The sequence below is a fragment of the Neobacillus novalis NBRC 102450 genome, assembly GCF_001591805.1.
In the GTDB taxonomy this organism is placed as follows: Bacteria; Bacillota; Bacilli; order Bacillales; family Cytobacillaceae; genus Neobacillus; species Neobacillus novalis.
In genome coordinates this window covers 13,550-30,660 of sequence record NZ_BCVP01000041.1, presented here as the reverse complement: position 1 = coordinate 30,660, position 17,111 = coordinate 13,550, and the positions used below count along the sequence as shown (strand labels likewise).

Below are 17,111 nucleotides of genomic sequence, written 5' to 3'. Positions count from 1 at the left end.
TCGTAGTTATTATGTCTTCCAAAAAACAGGAAATCATACGAATAGCTAGAGAGGTCATACACTCAAAAGGCTACCAAGCGACATCAGTCAGCGATATTATGACAGCTACAAATATAGGAAAGGGACAATTTTATCATTATTTTCAATCAAAACAAGATCTTGGATTAGCTGTTGTAGAAGATCTGGTCAAAGATTGGGAAGGACAGTTAATAATTGGAATTCTGAATACTTCAGATGACCCTGTTACTAAGTTAAATCGCATGCTCCAATGGGCGGAGACAAGTCATGCAGAAATGGAAATCAAGTATGGATGTGCAATGGGAAATTTAGCAATTGAAATGAGTGCACAAGATGAGGAATTTCGAGTAAGAATTGAAGAATTCTTTAAACAATGGGTTGACTCGGTTGCTGATATTTTAACGAAAATGATTGAGGATCATCAGTTAGATGAATCAATTAATCCGAAAAAAAATGCAGAATCCATTGTTGCTATGATTGAGGGCGGAATTTTACTTATGGTAAGCCGACAAAAGATTCAAATTTTACATGATGTTTTTGAAGTGATAAAACAACAGTATCATTTAATTTAAGATAAAAAGTTAAGACAAGACTTACTAACCATCCGTTAGTAAGTCTTTTATAAATTTTAATTTTATTTATTCCCGATTGTATTAGATAAGTATGTACTTCCAGGCAACGTTCATAATTAATACTTTGCTTAATTCCATTAAATGGCCCGATTGTGGAATAAGAGCTAAAGACGCTTCTTCAACTAAACTCCCGTTAGCGAAAGAAGAATAATAAAGCATACTCATTATTCATTAATTTCGTAAACCAATTTATCAAATAATTTTCCATCAGTATAAAGCAATATTGCCCATTCTCCTGGCTCTGGAACTTTTACATTAGAAGGCATATGTGAATCTGCTCCATTTACTGCCCCCATTGCACTTCTTGTCCAGGACCAATTATTCGTATCCCTATCAAACAATATTGGATGAACCGTTCTTGTTTCTTTGTTGAAGCCAACAATGGTTAATTCAACTTTATTAACTCCCCAAAGATGCCACATCCATTTTTCGATGTTTGAACTTTTCATTTCTTCACCAATAACACCTGACTTATATTTATTTCCGAAAATTCCTCTATCACCAAATTCAACAGCTTTTCTGTCCCAATTAATTGTTTCAAAATCATTTACCTTAACAAAATCAGGAATACCTTTGGGTAAAACTATCTTACTTTCAACTGTTTCATTTGTTGAGCAACCTGCAACCAAAAAAAACATAGTCAAGAAAATAAATACCATCGATTTTATTTTCAAAAAATCATCCCCCTTAAAATAAAATGCGTACTACTGATAATGTTAATTATACCAAATTTATACTGTGTTTCTTAAACTCCACCTTTAGTACAATAAGAAAAGCTGCCAAAAATGACAGCTAGATCTTTAAATCTTGCATCCTTTTGAAGAAGAAATGTATTAATATTGATTAAAACTTGTTTCAGTTGGTGTTACACTTTTGATAATTGCAATATCTTTTTCCATAGCATTAGGTACAAAGAATTCCGTTCCCCAGTGACCTGAATGAAACACTGGCACCATACCTTTATCAAAATTAACTGTGAACCACTTGAACTCACCAAAAATATTCATATTGTTATTCATTAAATAATCTGAAAGAGTAGAGGTTTTCTTCCCCTTAAATATTGTGATATTTTCTTCTTTAAACATTTCAAATGTTCCAATATGGAGAGATTTAATTTCTTCAATAGTATCAATTTCTTCATTCCAACAATGAATTTCAATCGTGTCTGATTTTGCTAAAAAGTGATTTATTAGCGGAACCCAATAATCATAATTCCTATGCACAGGTTTTGGAAAAGCTGAATTATCGTCTGTATAAGATGGTATGTTAAAAACTAAATTATTTTCCACAAAACTCCTCCCCCCTGCTACTTTTCTTAATTATATTCTATACCGTTGTTGAACTAACCTGCCCCGTTAGTCGAATAAGAAAAAGGCTGCCGCAACAGCCTTACTTTCATAAACTCAAGCACCCGTTAGCTAAATAAGAAATCACTTTGTTTTGACTTTTTTCCCAAAAAGAAGAATACCTAAAGATAATCCTAATGCCACCGAAAAGGCTGTAATGACGTTTAGATTATGTTTAATAATAGCATTAGATATTAAACCTACCATAAAGAAAACCGAAAAATTCAGGAAAAACCTATGTAATGGTTTCATTATTTTGTAACTCCTTAAGAAAAACTTTTCATAACATTAATTATTCTATGCTTGATGTAAGTAATCCTTCTTAAAGTAACCTGCCCCAATAGTTCAACAAGAAAAAGGAGCTGCATGTCGCAACTCCATTTTCAGCTATTGCCCCCGTTACTTTAAGTACATTTGTTCACAAACTATTCGACCAATCTTTGTAAAATTTCAATTGTTCATTGATAGTAACAAACTTTAAATCTTCATCACATTCAAATATATCAACCAAATCATCTGTTTTTGCTCGCCTTCCCAAACTTAGTATATATGCCTTCCGTCCAACACCCATTGAAAGTGCCATTGGAGAAGGATAAACGTTCAATGCTGCACCATTACACTGAATTTGGATATTCATTTGTTCAAGGTATTGTCGAAGTTGTTCTAATGCCTGAAAACAGTTTTCACTTTTAACACTCAGAACCTCATTGGTTAGTTTCATCTTTAACAATACGAAATCCTCGTCATCTGGTGCTTCTTCATATATTTCCAGCAGTTCTTCTGTAAACTTGCCATCTTTCCACCGAAGTTTGACGATTTTCTCCTCAAAATCCATTTACAACACCCTCTTCTTATTATTCATTCTTGCCCAATCCTTTATTTCAACAAAAGAGGACTTTTTCCCTTCTTCAAGTAACGGGCAGTTATATACAGTATCTATTAAAAAAGGTTAATAGAATGCACCTTTTATCGTTGATTACATGTAGTCATAGATACAACCTTTTAAGGACTTGATTTAGCCCTCTATGGGTACACTTCATCCTGAATGCTGAAGCAGTTTTTTATCAGGCAACTAGTCTATCCTTCATCCCTACCGCGCTTTCGCTTACTAGCCTTGAAGTATAGTGTAGAAGGAATACACTTCCACACTATACTTCAAGGTTGTATCTTTCCCCTGTTAGACATGCCTATTTCCTTACCTTTGAATACGTTAAATACTATAAAAACTACCTGTATATAATAAGTTCACAAAGTTAGAAATCTGGTCATTTTTGTATCATTACATACGTTGAATACGGTAGAAATACATACTGTATATAACTGCCATATAGTTAAATAAGAAAATCCGCATTAGCCCCCTCTCTTTTAGATCACATTTTTCTCGTAAGACGTAATATTATTTTTTCCTTTGTATCCACTTTTTCACATGGCCCTTGGTAATTCTCTTCGTGATAATCTATAATTTCTGAAATAAAAGTTAGATACAAATTATCATTAATTTGGTATTATTGTAATGTTAAACTTGTCATTATTTCCAAATGGAGGATTAATATGGGCATTCAAAAATGTAAAGTTTGTAATCATCAATTCACATATAAAGAAATATTTATATCTTTTTTTAATATTTTTAATCGAGTATACTGCAGCAAGTGTCATACTAAACATATACTAATGGTATATGTTCGACTATTGAATGGATTATTAACTCCACTTTTACTATTTTCTGTCCTACTACTCCCATGGCCTTTATCCTTACTTTTGATAATTCTAGATGTGTTAATTTTTCCTTATTACGCCAGGTACCATCCTGCTGATTAACAAGCATTTAATTAAATTTATATTTACCTAGAGCCCTGGGCTCTTTCTTTTTTTTTGCTATAGTGAATTATTTTATATAATCCGGGAGGCATAAAACTTGAAATCCTATATAGAAGAAATAATTAGTCTTTTTTTCGAAAAAAGAGAAACAAGAACCCATTCAAAACCAATTTCAATTGTCTTTTTAACGTTGTATAGTTTATTATTGTTACTCTCGATCATTAATCTTCTTGGACTGTATGAACATAAAACCATCGTGAATAATGTATATTTTGTTTTAGCATTATTTGTAGTAAAACTTATTGATTTCATTATTTCTAGAAAAAAATAGCTTTCATTGTTGAAAGAATCACTAATACCTTCTAGTCTTTAATTTGATAGTAATGATAATGAACATCAAATTTAAGAGGTTCCCTAATTGTCGTCTTTTTCGTCAATTGCGAAGTTAATAAACAACTTCTTCTTGCACTAACCTGCAACGTTAGCTCAATAAGGAAAGGGGGCTGCCGAAGCACCCCCCTTGTTAAACTCTTGCACCCATTACTTTAAGTACATTATTTCAAAATCTTTAAGGGCTAATTATCAAAAAAACGCTTAGGCTTGAACCTAAACGTCTTATAGGGGATTTTAGACCCTTGTCCGGTAACTTTTTTGCAATGCCTGATAATTCGCATAACATTGATACATTAACCCCCAAAAAAACTGCCCCAAATACTTTGAGACAGCTTCCCATTTTATCTTAATTTAATTTTTAAATCGCCCACTTGAAGGATGCAGTTTTGGCGGTCTTTGATTGGGGCGAAATAGAGGACGTATTGGTCACGCGGTCCGTCTGCTTCCGCCTTGCTGAAGATTGGGTCGGCCATTTTGCCGGCCGAATTTAAGAATACACCAGACTTTTTGTAATCGACAGTATACCCTTTTTCTTTATCAATTTTTCTGGCATTTAAGAATTGCAGTTGGAGTTTGCTGAACACATCGTAGGCCACACCGTTTTCGATATGTGGTTTAATGTCCGTGCCAGTGACGACCACCCTTGTTTCAAGTGGAGAAAATTCCACTCGCTTTACTTGATAAGTTTCATTTTTAAATGTAAACTCTTTACTCACATCAAAGGTTTCGCGACCACCAACCGCTTCTTTCGAGAGCTTGAAATCAAGTGGCCAAACGGTTTCTACACGGCTTGCCCCATTATTTCCATGAATGGTCAAGTCTTTCAATTTTAAATGGACTTCATCCCCTTGGAAAGTGCTGATGGATTCGAACGAGAGCGCTTCTGCCACTTTGTTCGCCTTCTCATCGTAATAATGGCTGCCCCAGCCGATATTTTTCAATTTCCTTTCCTCATTGCCTACCACTAGGTTCATGGAAGTAAAGCCTTCAAAAAGATCAAGGTAATAGTTTTTCAAATTAGTTTTCTTGCTCTCAAATGTAACCAAAAGCTTGGCTTCCTTGTCATCCATCAGGATACTATTAAAATGAACGGTAATATCGTGATCTTTATCATAGTAGATTTTGTTGATTTCTTGGCCCAATCCATTTATAAGGGCGGATTTTAATCCACTATCATCGATATGTTCGCTTGAGAAAATTTTATCGTAAACGTTTTGGATCGCCGCTCTTACTGGTGAAAAAGCCAGGGAAGATGCCGCAATCAAACATGCTGCAGCCGTAAGTAATATCCTTCTTGAAAAGGATTTTTTCTTACTTATGGTCATAGAATTATCTCCTAACTGATCGATTTTTTTATTCAACTCATCCCATACATCTGGGATCTGCTTTTCCAAAGCATTGTCTAAATGCTTTATGATTTTTTCATTTTCCATCCAAAAATCCCCTCCTTACTCCAGACCTTTTTTTAGTTTTTTCAAGGCCATTCGGTATTTCCAGAGAACGGTTCCCAAAGGCATCTCCATAATTTTGGCGATTTCTTTATGCTTTAGCCCCGAGATATCCTTCATGATGATGATCTGCCGCTCTCCACTATCCAGGAGTGCAAGGTATTGGGATAACACTATTTTTTCGACAGGGTCTTCAAATATGTACTCCAGACGTTCAAAATATTGGTCTTCAAACCCGGTCAATTCGCGCTTTTTTTTCCGGTAAAGGTCGAGTGCCGTGTTGCGTGTTACCCGAATCAGCCATGCTCTCACATTAGTCACTTGATTAGACTTTAAATATTGGTAAAGTTTGATATACACTTCTTGCAGTATATCCTCGGCCAATTCAAAATCTCTTAAAATCGATAACGCCATCGCGAAAACATGCTTTTTATGGTCAATATATAATTGTTTAAATTCATCCCGGGGATCCACCGAGGTCTTTAATTGATGCAAACTAGTTTGAGTCATCTTTGGCCTCCTTTCATATAGTAGACGGCCGACTTTTGTTTTTTATTGGTGAAAAATTTATTTTTTTCTATTATGGCATAATGGTATCAACTGTATATGGGGCAGAAATATGGAGTTCTATCCACCAAATTTCTGGGTTTGCCTGATGGAGATATACTAGAAGAATTGTTGGATTTACATACGAGGATTTTGGCGATCAGCTTAAAACGCCGATCAGGTCTATTGGTCCTGATGTGATTTACACCTCCCTTGTTAAACTCTTGCATCCGATAGTTTAAGTATATCTTTTCACATACTTTGATTGTTTGATAATATACAAAATTGATTACCCTTCAACAATTGCAAGGTATTTCAAGATTTCTCCTTCTGATTCAACGATTAAAATACCTCCTCTTTCCTTGACTGAAAAAATCTTTGCACCAACTGGACGTTTATTCGCCATTTCGTCTTTGAAATCCATATTAGTATCATTCCTTGTTTTTATTTCACCAATTTGAACGTCTTTTGTTAAAGATAATTCTTCAACCCAATCAATATTAGTTTTGTATATTACACCATCATATTGAAAAATATCTGCATCAGGGTCCAATGTTAAAACTTCTTCGGCGTCAATACTGTCAATTGTTACTTTGGTTGTTTCCCCTCCATTAGAGCATCCTGTAATTGTCAATAAAGCTAACGCAATCAAAACATAAAATAACCTTTGAACCATCGTACTCCCCCCTTTTTATTACATAGACGGTTATTCTCATCAAAAGTTCCTTCTTCAACTAAGGATGCGTTAGCAAAAGAAGCGACTGTTCTTCTTGAACAATCGCCCCCGTTTAGCTAAAGAACAATACTTCACAAACTAAGTACGACATACATATTATTTAATGTTTGTCTAATCCTTTCAATATTAACGTCATACTAATAATCAGACAAATAAGTCCACCTAACCCAGTCGTAATTATAGATAGTTCTTCTTTAAAAAAGAACACACATATACTCCAAAATAAAAAAATTATACAGCCTAAGACATTTGTTTTTTTTAGTTTTATTCCTGCACCTCCATTAGACCTAGGCAGATATAAGCTAATCGCGAGTAATAAGCATCCAAATAATGCAATTAATGTGCCGATTATGAACCAATGACTTGATAAAAAGGTTTGAATATATACTCCTACCATTGATAGGAGTAAACCAACCCAAATTAATATTCTTCCTTTTTTCATTTTTCTTCTCCCCTAAAGAAATTTCTTCCTCAACTAACCTGCCCAGTTGGTCGATCAAGAAAAAAAGATCGCCTTAGAGGCCCATGGCTTTAACTCTTGCACCAGGTAGTTGATATCATTCATACATACTTGATGCGTAAAGCTCTTGCCCCATTATTTAGGAGGATTGTTTCTTTCTTACCTGTTTTTTTCTACCAATCCAAATAGCGACTAAGAAAATGATCCATCCCATAATATCCATAATTACATTCCCTTTATCTCCTATGTCATCAATCGTTAATCTGATCAAAAAAGAACCTATGAGAATAATAGGGATAGCAAATAAAAACCTCAAATATTTTTGGCCAATATTCCTACTTCGATGATTTTCGTGAACAATGATGTTTTCTACCTTGTACCCGAGCAGGAATTTTATTGACACGTTAGAATGTCCGATTTTGTTATTTCAATCATAAAAAAAGAACCAAAGTAGGTCCTTTTTGTGTTTAACATGTTCAATTGTTCGAACTCAAAATATTTGACAAGCCGTTGTCATTCACGTATTGAAATCCCAGTATTTTCCCTTCTTCCTTTTCCTTTGTAGAAAAGACGACTTCACCTTCTACACTTGCAGTTTTTTCTTCATCTCCATTTTTCTGATATCCGACCTTTGCTATGAAGGTATAACGATATAAAATATTCTCTTGCTCAATCGTGATATTCTTTAGACTTAACTTATAGCCATTCATGTAGGCAAAAGATTGGTATTTAGTACCACCAAATGCTCCAATGAAGGCCTCGATCCTAGAAAAATCTGCAAAGTAAGGTCCGTAAACTTCTGCTAAATATTTATCTAACTCTTGGTTCTCTTCCATATTATTCACAACAGTCCTATATTTAGGATTCGATAATAGATCCACTAACTTCTCATCCGGACCAGTAAACTCCTGCTCAAGAACTTTTTTAATGGCTGTCTTTCGCACCCAGTTATCTTCATTATTCCTTTGTTCTTCTGTTTTAGTTCCATTTCTTTGTTCTAATTGTGAGGGTTTATCAGAGGAATTTATGTTCTTTTTTGTTAGATCTGTAATAAATATTATGCAGCCTATGAATACTGCCACCGTTAAGAGCTTCGGAAACCACTCTAATCTGTTTTTCTTATGCGGATGCTTTATGGCACTTCTTATTTTCACCTTATCTTCTTCCGAAAAATGGTTTCCCTTATATACAGTATCATCCATTGCTCTTTTAAGGTTACTCAATTGTTCTTCCATAAAGTTCACTTCCACCTAATATTTTTTTTACCAATATCCGACCCCTATTTAATCTTGTTTTTACTGTATTTTCATTAATGGCTAAAAGTTCAGCAATTTCGGTAATCGTCATCTCTTCATAATAGAAAATGATAATTACTTCTCGGTATTTTACTGGCAGGGAGAGGACTGTTTGAGAAAGCTTTTCTTTTTCGTTCTTCAACACCAACCTCTCTTCTGGAGACAAATCCTTATTAATGAAGTGTTTGAGTAAGTTATTGTTAAAATAGTATCTTTTTAAAAATGAGCTTTTTAGCATATCTTTACAGCGATTAATGGTGATCCGATAAATCCAAGCTTTGAAATAGCGTATTTCAGATCCTTTATCATATTGGTTATAACAAGTAACAAAGACTTCTTGGACAACATCTTGTGCCAAGCCCCAATCCTTTAAGTAACTAAACGCTAATTTCTTTAATCGGTCTCCATAATCGCTCATTATTATTTCTAACCATTCATCTTGATTATTTTTGGTAAAATGATTATTTTCCGTATTTTCTTTTGCCATTTACTCACCACCTTAAATTTCTATAGCTACAACGAGATACAGTTGTTAAAAGTTTCACTTTTTTAAAGATTAAGTTAATTTATTTCATTTTAATTTTTTAAGCTCTCTTAGGTCAATAAGAAAGCGATACTCTTATAGAAGTATCGCACTTATTAGAGAAATAACGACATATCCTGATATTCTTCAGCATTTGGTTGGTGCCCGATTTTTGGCTAAAGTCTCCAATATATTTAAGAATCTCTCTTTTAGTAAAATCCATTTTACCCATAAATACTGCCCTATATTTCATAGTTCAATATTCATTAGCCAGCAGATATAACGGGGTTTCATCCTCTTCAATCTCCGAAAATCTTCTGAATTTTTCCAAAAACCTATTATCTGTAAAATCATCATTCACCATTGAAACTTCTCCAAGCAATACCTTGCCTGTACCTTTTTCTCCCCAGAATTTATGGTACATGCCTACCGGTAAGGTTATGCTCTCACCAGGTGTTAACCTTAAAATAGTTCCGGGTTCAACAGTTAAGGTTTTACCATCCATAGATACTTGTATAGGAGTACTAGCAAATCCTCCATCTCTTGTCGAATTATATAGCTTTACCAGAAGATTTCCGCCTCCACGATTAATAATATCCTCCATTTTATCCCAATGGAAATGGAACGGAGTAACTTGTTCTTCCTCAACAATCAGAATTTTTTCTGCATAAGACTTTTTATATTTATTATTTTTTAGATTACCATTACGGATTGTAAATAATAGTAAGCCTTGATCTCTAAAATTACCGCTTCCAAAATCCGTAATATCCCATCCGAGTAGATTATCTCTTATTTCATCATACTCGCTGCCTTTTGTTTCCCAGTCATTAAAACTCCAAAATGCAAAGGGAGGTAGCTTAAAATTCATCTGTTCAATAAATTCAACAGCTTCTTTCATCAGCTTATTTACTTCCGAACGTTTCACAAAAAACATCTCCTTAATTTGGACACCTGTTTAGTAAAATCAAAGAAATATATACGGCCACCGATACTTTGTACCCTTAAACGCTTCACAGGAACCTTGTTCATGTTTAATTGCATCAACAGATGGATTCATAGTGACAGATAAAACATTTCACTCCCTCCTTCTGCCGCTAATTAGACACAATAATGGCAATCCCCATCGAGGTACGTTGCTTTTAATTCCAGTTCAGGAGACAGCACAATAAAGTCAGCCGCATAACCCGGGGCAATTTTTCCACATTCGTCATCCATTTGAACACTATTCGCCGGTGCCGTGCTTCCATAACGTCATGACTTTTATATCCATGAATATGCGTGTCAACTAAACCAGGGGCAATCCACAGGTCTCGATAATCAATGACTTCTGCAGATCCTCCTGGTTCCTGTTCAGAAAAGATCCCAAACCGGCCCTCTTTGATTTCTAAAAACCCTGGGCCCTCAACCGTATCTTCCAGAAAAAACTTCTCTGCAAAAATAAACCTTGTCATTTTTTACACCTTCATTCCTGAAACATAAAAAGGAGAGGAAATATCCCCATTATTCGTATTCGTGAATGGTTACCCCTTTTACAACCCGGTTAACGGTTCCCTTTGGTGACGGGGTATCCGGTTTATTTCCCACCTTAATAGAGGCTAGTAATGCAACTGTTTGACCAATCATCACAAAAGGCAGGGCCAGATAGGCATCAGGCAGCTTCTGGGCAACGCTATCGAATGAGAATGTGTACCCGTCATAATTTCTTTCCCCGTCCACTTCAATGGCACAAATATAATTGGCGATATTATCTTGCTTTAATTCCGTTAATAAATCCAAATCGTATTGACGTGTATAGTGCTGATTGGAAACAAACACAAACACCAGCGCCCTTTCATTGACAAATGATTTTGGACCATGTCTGAAGCCAAGTGGTGAATCAAAGGCGGTCGTAATTTTACCAGCCGTTAACTCTAATAACTTTAATTGGGCTTCCCTTGTGAGACCTTCCAAACATCCTGAGCCTAAATAAACCACCCGATCAAAGTCAAGATTGATGATTTTTTGGATATTCTCTTCCCTTTTAATGACACTCTCACCCATAAGGCGAATAGTTTCTACAAACGCTAACTTTTCTTCCATTGTTAAGGGATCGAAGATGAGTAAGGCAGCAAGCGTCATACAAGTGTAACTTCCCGTCATCGCAAAGCCTTGGTCATTTGATCTTTCAGGCATTAATACTAATAGATTGTTATCATCACCTTTTGCCCGCTTGGCCAGTTCACCGTCTTTGGCACAGGTGATCGTTAACTGATAAAAATCCGTGACGATTTGTTTCGCCAATTCTACAGCAGCGACGCTTTCAGGACTGTTACCGCTTCTAGCAAACGAGACCAATAATGTTGGGATATCTGCCTTTAAAAATTGATAAGGATTCGACACCAGCGTGGTGGTTGGAACACTTTGCAATTCCCACTTCTTTTCATCCGTTTTTTCTTTTAAATAAGGTGTTACTGTTTCACCAACATAAGCAGAGGTTCCAGCACCTGTAAAAAGAATGCGAACCCGATTATGTTTTTCTGATAATAAGCGGAGGAATTCCTGAATTTCCTTGTTTTTATCGACATACACCGAAAAGGTTTCGTCCCATAAATCGGGCTGCTGCCTTATTTCTGCCGTTGTAATGGACGCTCCTAATGGCACTAATTTCTCTTCCTCTAATAAAAACATATCCAAACTCCTAACGTTATAAGTTTTCAAATACACGTAAGCCTGCCCCAATGATGCCATTATCCTGCTTCAGTGTACTAATGCACATCGACTCTAAACTATGTTGTTGTTCAGACTTCTCACTTCCGAACGTACAAGCAATTCACCTGATTCCGATACGATACCGGCAGCAATCTTCGTCCCCCCGATATCAATTCCGATGCCTTTTTCATACCATCGGCACCTCTACTATTTATTTGGACAATTAGGAATGAAAGTATGATGATATCTATCTGTTCACGTCGTCATTACCACTAGAACTAAAATAGACACTAAAAGTATCTATTTTAGTTCTACTGTGTAAGTGAATTTATCGCCCCTCGCACTGGAAATGGTATATTCAATCACCGCAGATTGGTCATATGCGACACGTTCCAACATCAGACACGGTGAACCCTCTATGATATTTAACATCTCTGCTTCCACTTTGTTTGCGCTAACTGCTTTAAAGCTTTCCGATGCACTGGAAATATTCACGTTATACTTGGAACGAAATATTTCATACATTGGAGTCTGCTCCAATTCTTCACGTGTAAGGTTTGGAAAGTATTTCACTGGAATATAAGAGGTTTCGTATAACATTGGATCATCGTCTGCCAGCCTAACACGAATAATTTTATATAATTCATCTTCTATATCTAGATACATGACTTTGGCAATCTTTTTATCACAATGAATTTTTTCAAAAGAAACAACCTGTGTAGTCGGTTGTTTACCCGCTTTCTTCATTTCCTCTGAAAAGCTATAGAATTTCAGCAGGCTTTGACGATGCGTTCTTGGTGAAACATAGGTCCCCTTACCATGAAGTTTATAAATATAACCTTCCTTTTCTAACTCCTGCATTGTTTGCCTTACTGTTGTACGGCTCACCTGATAGGAATCACATAATTCTCGCTCTGAAGGAAGCTGATCATCTTCCTTAAACTCACCTGAAATGATTTTTTCTATTAATGTATCCATCAATTGATAGTACAAGGGAATCCGTGAATCACTCTTGAACATGGTTTACTCCTTTTGCGGTATCTTTGTCATTACCAGTAATATATTATATATATTATATATATTTTTTAAAAAGTTACCACTTAATTAAAACAACTTTTTTCTGTATAAGGTAGGTGATGAAAAAAAGGATTGCCGCAACGGCAGTTACCAACCCCATAATAAAATACATGGTTCTCCCCCCATAGGTTTGAAAAATCCAGCCTCCTGCAATATTCCCCAAAATAGAAACCACCCCAAAACTAGTCATTGCCAATACTGTTTGGCCCGTACTCCGCAGATGGTCGGGAACCATTCGAACGACTGCTTGTAAAGAAATTAACCACAGACATGCAAATGTAACACTTTGGCTCACTTGAAAAAGCATTAATACAAGCGGAGAAGTGATGAATGCTGTAATAATCCATCTAAATGTATAAAGAATGCTGACAATGCCCAGTAGTGGTATTTCTTTATATTTTTCCAAATGCCGTCCTAAAAAATAGAAGATAGGTACCTCACTTGCCGCTGAAATGGTTGTGGCAAAACCAATAAGCTGCTCTCCTCCACCTAGCTTTTTCATATGTAGACTGAACATTCCGTTTAAGCCATTAGGGATGGATAAAATGAGAAGGAGTACTAAAAACCAAACAAATTCCCTATTCTTAAATAAAGCTAAGATATCTTTTATTCCGACAGCTTTTGAAGATTGTTCATTATCAGAGATTGGCAAAATGCTAATTGTAATGATTAACAGAAAGGCCCAGAAAAGAATGTAGAGCTTGCTAATTCCTATAAACTCCAATAATGGTCCTGCAATTAAGGCAATTCCGGCAAATCCAAGTGAAGACCACAATCGGACTTTACCATAGCTTATATGGAGCCTATTTACATTCTTAATGGCCAACGTATCAATTAACACTCCAGACGGTGACCAGACCAGATAAAAAATAACAGAAAAAAACACTACCACAGCCAGCATTTTACTAAAGAACATCCCTATGCTTAGGAACAGACTCAAAACAAATAATAGAAGTAATATCTTTTTTATTGTATTAAATCGATCACATAAATAAGCCCAAAAGGGTTGTCCCAGGACACCAAAAAAAGTGGCAATTCCTAAAATGAATCCAATTTTTAATGCAGAAAAACCCTGATTAACAAAATATAGTGGCAAAAAAGGACCAATTAATACATTTGTTCCCCCGAACAGAAAGAACAATAATTTTAAAGAGAAGATTTGACCCCTATCTCTTTTCATATTCCCACCACCATATTTCATATCAATAGATTTTTAAATATAATAACTGCCTATTATATTTCTATACATATATCATCAAATGATCCATTTATTATTCTGTATTGCTATTTTGAAAGTGATAAACCTCCTCCAAAGAAGGAACATAACTCGCCCCGCCGATTCTTAAGGTTGCTAATGCACCACATGCATTGGCAAACTTAAGAAGCTCTTCGCCGCGTTTGTTTTGTAAAAAGCCTGAAATTAACCCCGCATTAAATGAGTCACCAGCCCCGGTCGTATCTATTGGGTTTACTTTATATCCATCAACACTTATGAAATGGGCATCATTATCAAAAAGGACCGAACCATTTTCCCCTCTTTTTATAGCTACCATTCCATGCTTTTCGGGTAGACATGCCGGTATATCTGTTAGATTATTTATATTTAAAATACTAAATAATTCTTCTTCACTCGGAATAAATAAATCTGTAAACTCTAGTAATTCCAACAGATCATTTCGATACCATTGATTGTTGGGATCCCAGCCAGTGTCAAAGGATGTACTGATCTGATGTTTGTTAGCCTCCGCAAAAATTTCCCTCCATTGCAGTCTGGCATCTTGCTGTAGATAGTAAGAACCAAAATGAAGATGATCGGCTATTTCATATAAATTTTCCGGCAAATATTTTTTCGTCAATTTTGAAATAGCACCCATGAACGTTAACAACGCTCGATCCTTTGTGGTAGTTAATGATAGTGTTACTCCGGTTTTTAATTCAGGGTCAATAGTTATATAGTCGGTTTTAACCCCTTTAGCCCTGAGCTGTTCGATACAAAAATGTCCGAATGGGTCATCCCCTACCACCCCAACAAAATAAACCTGATGACCAAGCCCCGCTAAGACACATGCCGTGATTGCCGAGGATGAACCCAATACCTGTTCAAAATGATTGACCAACTTTTCCCTATTCCATTCCGGAGTGATATTTTCCCCGGAGAAAATTAAATCTACATTCAATTCTCCTAAAACAAAAACGTTTTTCTCCACAAGCTTATCCTCCTAGTATTTTTTATAAAGGATGGAATAAAAAATGTTCCTCTTCTTCATTGCTACACTTCCTGTCTTATTTCATCCCAGTCATGGTCATACCTTTAATAAATTGGCGCTGGAACACTAAAAAGACAATGACAACCGGTATCATGATTAACACACCGGCAGACATAACCACGTTATAATTCACAAGATGCTGCCCGTTAAAAAAGACCAAAGCCAGTGGAACGGTCATTTTATTCAGATCATTCAGGACAATTAATGGCCATAAATAATCATTCCATGCAGCCATAAAAGTAAAGATGCCGACAGCGGATAGGGCAGGTTTTATTTGCGGTAAAATCAGGCTCCAGAAGGTCCGGAATTCCCCAGCCCCGTCAATCCTCGCCGCTTCAATTAAATCATTGGGAATTGCTTCAATAAATTGTTTTGCTAAGAAAATGCCAAATCCACTTATCAAATTTGGAACAATGAGGGCGAATAGGTTATTAATTAACCCTAAATCAGAAACAATTAAATATCTGGGAATCATAATGACCTGGAATGGAACCATCATAGTTGCTAATATTAATATAAAGGAAAGCTTTTGCCCTCTGAATTTGAATTTTGCAAAGATATAGCCTGCTAATGCACTAGTAAAAAGTGTAGCCAGTGTAATAAGTGTGGAAGATATTAAACTATTAATCAACCATCTTATGAAAGGTGCATCATTTAAAACAGTCTTATATCCTTCAAACGTGATTTTTTGGGGGAAAATATTAGTCGCTCCTGAAAGAATTTCATGATTTCCTTTCAAGGAAGACAATACCATCCAAAGGTATGGTATAAACATGATAACGGCACCCATAGAAACAATCAAAAACAAAATGATATATGGAATATCTAGTTTCTTTTTCATAATTCCCCCTAATATTCCCACTGGGATTTTCCTAATTTCAACTGAATAATCGTGATAATCAGGATGATGACAAACAGTACCGATGCAATTGCTGATGCGTACCCCATATTCATATAAGTAAAAGCGTGATCATATATGTTTAAGGCAAGGACGCGCGTTTCATTCTGAGGTTCACCATTTGTTAAGATCTGGAACTGAGGGAACATTTGAAAGTAGGCAAGGCAAGTCATAATGGTAACAAAAAGAGTTGTTCGGCTTAAAAGCGGAACCGTAATATTCCAAAATCTTTTCCAGGGATTTGCACCATCCAATTCTGCTGCTTCATAAAACATTTTTGGAATGGAATCTAATCCAGCCATAAATAGGACAATATTAAAGCCCATATCCGCCCAAAGTGTCATGGCAATAACAGAATACATGGCTAAAGACGGGTCCGTGAGCCAATCAACGCCAGGCATATGTAAAAAATTCAACAGGACATTGAAAAGACCTGTATCCTTATTAAACATCGTCGACCATACTACTGCCGACCCCGCCAAAGGGGCGATACATGGCAAAAAGTAAATGGTCCTAAATAGATTGCGGAACATGTTATTTCTGATTCGATTGACACCAATTGCAATCATTAAGGTTATAGCGATATTGGCGGGAACAGCAATAATGACAAATTTAAAGGTATTCCAGAATGATTTAATAAAGACATCGTCTTTTAAAAGATCCATATAATTCCGTAAACCGATAAAAGGAGAATGCTCTTGCAGCGGATTATATTGATAAAAGGACAAAACCAACCCCCAAACAATTGGGATTGCTGAGAAAACGATGAAAACAATCATGATTGGTGTCAAAGAAAAGAAAATAAATCGGTTCTGAACCTTAATTTGGGTTTGTGTTCTCTTTTTCCCTCCCTTAATCTCTATAGCAGTTTTGGTTCCTGTTGATTCAGGAATCGACGACATGGCTATCCCCCCTTGCTGACTTTAATCGTCAACTTTTTCAAACGAACAAATGACATAGTTCAGT

Annotated in this window: 18 protein-coding genes; 1 reads left to right on the top strand and 17 read right to left on the bottom strand. The window is 35.8% G+C overall.

What is annotated here, in order from left to right; genetic code table 11:
• Window positions 1-11 precede the first annotated feature (11 nt).
• Complete coding sequence (locus BANVL01_RS22640; protein ID WP_066093166.1) at window positions 12-590, top strand: TetR/AcrR family transcriptional regulator; 579 nt, start codon at window positions 12-14, stop codon at window positions 588-590.
• Window positions 591-814: 224 nt separating this feature from the next.
• Here BANVL01_RS22640 and BANVL01_RS22635 read toward each other — a convergent pair whose 3' ends face one another.
• From BANVL01_RS22635 to BANVL01_RS22545, 17 genes are all read right to left on the bottom strand, one after another.
• The gene (locus BANVL01_RS22635) at window positions 815-1,324 is read right to left on the bottom strand and encodes a DUF4871 domain-containing protein (protein ID WP_342342336.1); all 510 of its coding nucleotides are present in this window, start codon (window positions 1,322-1,324) and stop codon (window positions 815-817) included.
• Between the two features lie 159 nt (window positions 1,325-1,483).
• Window positions 1,484-1,939: a hypothetical protein gene (locus BANVL01_RS22630; RefSeq protein ID WP_066093169.1), complete on the bottom strand. Its 456-nt coding sequence runs from the start codon at window positions 1,937-1,939 to the stop codon at window positions 1,484-1,486.
• 475 nt (window positions 1,940-2,414) lie between these two features.
• Window positions 2,415-2,831, bottom strand: coding sequence for a hypothetical protein (locus BANVL01_RS28080; protein WP_066093172.1), 417 nt, complete (start codon window positions 2,829-2,831; stop codon window positions 2,415-2,417).
• A gap of 1,717 nt (window positions 2,832-4,548) precedes the next feature.
• A complete protein-coding gene (locus BANVL01_RS22615; RefSeq protein WP_066093177.1) occupies window positions 4,549-5,640 on the bottom strand; it encodes a DUF4179 domain-containing protein in 1,092 nt (363 codons plus the stop codon).
• Window positions 5,641-5,655: 15 nt separating this feature from the next.
• Window positions 5,656-6,165 carry an RNA polymerase sigma factor gene (locus BANVL01_RS22610; protein ID WP_066093180.1) on the bottom strand — a complete coding sequence of 170 codons (510 nt, stop codon included), beginning with the start codon at window positions 6,163-6,165 and terminating at the stop codon, window positions 5,656-5,658.
• A gap of 325 nt (window positions 6,166-6,490) precedes the next feature.
• Entirely contained in the window at window positions 6,491-6,877 is a 387-nt protein-coding gene (locus BANVL01_RS22605; RefSeq protein WP_066093184.1) for a hypothetical protein, read from the bottom strand.
• A gap of 160 nt (window positions 6,878-7,037) precedes the next feature.
• Window positions 7,038-7,379, bottom strand: a complete 342-nt coding sequence (locus tag BANVL01_RS22600; RefSeq protein ID WP_066093187.1) for a hypothetical protein — start codon at window positions 7,377-7,379, stop codon at window positions 7,038-7,040.
• A gap of 494 nt (window positions 7,380-7,873) precedes the next feature.
• A complete protein-coding gene (locus tag BANVL01_RS22590; protein ID WP_066093193.1) occupies window positions 7,874-8,632 on the bottom strand; it encodes a helix-turn-helix domain-containing protein in 759 nt (252 codons plus the stop codon).
• A complete protein-coding gene (locus BANVL01_RS22585) occupies window positions 8,613-9,179 on the bottom strand; it encodes a sigma-70 family RNA polymerase sigma factor (protein ID WP_066093196.1) in 567 nt (188 codons plus the stop codon). Before BANVL01_RS22585 ends, BANVL01_RS22590 begins: the two co-directional genes overlap by 20 nt.
• 292 nt (window positions 9,180-9,471) lie before the next feature.
• Window positions 9,472-10,140, bottom strand: a complete 669-nt coding sequence (locus BANVL01_RS22580; protein WP_066093199.1) for a D-lyxose/D-mannose family sugar isomerase — start codon at window positions 10,138-10,140, stop codon at window positions 9,472-9,474.
• Window positions 10,141-10,313: 173 nt separating this feature from the next.
• Window positions 10,314-10,430 carry a hypothetical protein gene (locus tag BANVL01_RS27510; RefSeq protein WP_156482389.1) on the bottom strand — a complete coding sequence of 39 codons (117 nt, stop codon included), beginning with the start codon at window positions 10,428-10,430 and terminating at the stop codon, window positions 10,314-10,316.
• Window positions 10,431-10,715: 285 nt separating this feature from the next.
• Entirely contained in the window at window positions 10,716-11,882 is a 1,167-nt protein-coding gene (locus tag BANVL01_RS22570; RefSeq protein WP_066093205.1) for an SIS domain-containing protein, read from the bottom strand.
• 321 nt (window positions 11,883-12,203) lie between these two features.
• Window positions 12,204-12,923: a GntR family transcriptional regulator gene (locus tag BANVL01_RS22565; protein ID WP_066093208.1), complete on the bottom strand. Its 720-nt coding sequence runs from the start codon at window positions 12,921-12,923 to the stop codon at window positions 12,204-12,206.
• Between the two features lie 73 nt (window positions 12,924-12,996).
• The gene (locus tag BANVL01_RS22560; RefSeq protein ID WP_066093212.1) at window positions 12,997-14,160 is read right to left on the bottom strand and encodes an MFS transporter; all 1,164 of its coding nucleotides are present in this window, start codon (window positions 14,158-14,160) and stop codon (window positions 12,997-12,999) included.
• Between the two features lie 91 nt (window positions 14,161-14,251).
• On the bottom strand, window positions 14,252-15,187 hold the full coding sequence (locus BANVL01_RS22555; RefSeq protein WP_066093215.1) for a carbohydrate kinase family protein: 936 nt from the start codon (window positions 15,185-15,187) through the stop codon (window positions 14,252-14,254).
• Between the two features lie 76 nt (window positions 15,188-15,263).
• A complete protein-coding gene (locus tag BANVL01_RS22550; RefSeq protein WP_066093218.1) occupies window positions 15,264-16,088 on the bottom strand; it encodes a carbohydrate ABC transporter permease in 825 nt (274 codons plus the stop codon).
• Between the two features lie 8 nt (window positions 16,089-16,096).
• Complete coding sequence (locus BANVL01_RS22545) at window positions 16,097-17,047, bottom strand: carbohydrate ABC transporter permease (protein ID WP_066148074.1); 951 nt, start codon at window positions 17,045-17,047, stop codon at window positions 16,097-16,099.
• Window positions 17,048-17,111: the final 64 nt, after the last annotated feature.

Excerpts from the sequence above, each read along its gene's own strand:
- BANVL01_RS22565 (WP_066093208.1), bottom strand. The coding sequence starts at position 12,923 with ATGTTCAAGAGTGATTCACGGATTCCCTTGTACTATCAATTGATGGAT.
- BANVL01_RS22590 (WP_066093193.1), bottom strand. The coding sequence starts at position 8,632 with ATGGAAGAACAATTGAGTAACCTTAAAAGAGCAATGGATGATACTGTA.
- BANVL01_RS22600 (WP_066093187.1), bottom strand. The coding sequence starts at position 7,379 with ATGAAAAAAGGAAGAATATTAATTTGGGTTGGTTTACTCCTATCAATG.
- BANVL01_RS27510 (WP_156482389.1), bottom strand. The coding sequence starts at position 10,430 with ATGGATGACGAATGTGGAAAAATTGCCCCGGGTTATGCGGCTGACTTT.
- BANVL01_RS22640 (WP_066093166.1), top strand. The coding sequence starts at position 12 with ATGTCTTCCAAAAAACAGGAAATCATACGAATAGCTAGAGAGGTCATA.
- BANVL01_RS22550 (WP_066093218.1), bottom strand. The coding sequence starts at position 16,088 with ATGAAAAAGAAACTAGATATTCCATATATCATTTTGTTTTTGATTGTT.
- BANVL01_RS22610 (WP_066093180.1), bottom strand. The coding sequence starts at position 6,165 with ATGACTCAAACTAGTTTGCATCAATTAAAGACCTCGGTGGATCCCCGG.
- BANVL01_RS22560 (WP_066093212.1), bottom strand. The coding sequence starts at position 14,160 with ATGAAAAGAGATAGGGGTCAAATCTTCTCTTTAAAATTATTGTTCTTT.
- BANVL01_RS22615 (WP_066093177.1), bottom strand. The coding sequence starts at position 5,640 with ATGGAAAATGAAAAAATCATAAAGCATTTAGACAATGCTTTGGAAAAG.
- BANVL01_RS28080 (WP_066093172.1), bottom strand. The coding sequence starts at position 2,831 with ATGGATTTTGAGGAGAAAATCGTCAAACTTCGGTGGAAAGATGGCAAG.
- BANVL01_RS22570 (WP_066093205.1), bottom strand. The coding sequence starts at position 11,882 with ATGTTTTTATTAGAGGAAGAGAAATTAGTGCCATTAGGAGCGTCCATT.
- BANVL01_RS22585 (WP_066093196.1), bottom strand. The coding sequence starts at position 9,179 with ATGGCAAAAGAAAATACGGAAAATAATCATTTTACCAAAAATAATCAA.
- BANVL01_RS22605 (WP_066093184.1), bottom strand. The coding sequence starts at position 6,877 with ATGGTTCAAAGGTTATTTTATGTTTTGATTGCGTTAGCTTTATTGACA.
- BANVL01_RS22545 (WP_066148074.1), bottom strand. The coding sequence starts at position 17,047 with ATGTCGTCGATTCCTGAATCAACAGGAACCAAAACTGCTATAGAGATT.